The organism is Lentzea kentuckyensis (assembly GCF_002150765.1).
Classification (GTDB): domain Bacteria; phylum Actinomycetota; class Actinomycetes; order Mycobacteriales; family Pseudonocardiaceae; genus Lentzea; species Lentzea kentuckyensis.
Genome location: NZ_MUYM01000231.1, coordinates 1 through 1039, shown reverse-complemented (window position 1 = coordinate 1039; position 1039 = coordinate 1). Strand labels below are relative to the sequence as shown.

At 67.1% G+C, this 1039-nt stretch carries 1 protein-coding gene; it reads left to right on the top strand.

The window, feature by feature from the left end; all coding sequences use genetic code 11:
• Window positions 1-92 precede the first annotated feature (92 nt).
• Window positions 93-1031 (top strand): VOC family protein, encoded by a 939-nt coding sequence (locus B0F77_RS46230; protein ID WP_086669354.1) that lies wholly within the window; start codon window positions 93-95, stop codon window positions 1029-1031.
• The last annotated feature ends 8 nt before the right edge of the window (window positions 1032-1039 follow it).

The following is a 1039-nucleotide window of genomic DNA, read 5'->3' as shown; positions in this document are numbered from 1 at the left end:
GCGCGCCGTCGAGGACCTGCCCGACCCCCACTTCCACGCCGTGCGCGGCGGCAACGCGGCGGCGTTGCTGCGTCTCATCTGAGGAGCCCGACATGACCAACCGTCTACTCACCCATCTGCGGCACGTCGATCTCGCTGTGCCGGACTACACCAAGCAGCTCGACTTCTACGCCGGCGTCTGGGGCCTGACCAAGGTCGCCGAGGACTCCGGCATTTCCTTCCTGGCCGCCGAGGGTTCGCCCGAGCAGTACATCGTCCGGCTCCGCAAGGCCGACGAGAAGCGACTCGACCTCATCTCGTACGGTGCCGCGAGCCCCGCCGATGTGGACACGCTCGCCGAACAGCTCCTCGCGGGCGAAGTGCGGTTGATCTCCCAGCCCGGGAAGCTCGACACCCCCGGTGGCGGCTACGGCTTCCGCTTCTTCGACATCGACGGCCGCACCATCGAGGTCTCCGCCGACGTCGAGGCACGCAAGCACCGACGGGTCGAGGAGAAGGAAGCCATCCCCGTCCGTCTCTCGCACGTCGTCCTGAACGCCACCGACATCAACGCCACCCGCGCCTGGTACGAGCAGCACCTCGGCTTCCGGCTGTCCGACACGATGTGCATCCCGCACATGGGCGAGCTCATGCACTTCATGCGGATCAGCAACCAGCACCACTCCATGGCCATCGCCCGTGGCCCGCACACCTCCCTGCAGCACCTCTCCTTCGAGATGCGCGGCATCGACGAGTACATGCGCGGCACCGGCCGGCTGCTGCGCTCCGGCGCCACCAAGATCTGGGGCCCCGGACGGCACATGGCGGGCGACAACACCTTCACGTACTTCCTCGACCCGCACGGCAACACCGTGGAGTACACCACCGAGCTCGAAGAGCTGGACGAGGACACCTGGCACCCGCACATCTACGACCTGACGAAGCCCGAGAACGCCGACCAGTGGGGCACGGCCAACCCGATGAACGAGATGATCGCCAAGGAAATGCACAACGACGTCGACCGCGGCGTCTTCGTCGCTCCGCCGGTCTGACCCCGCGA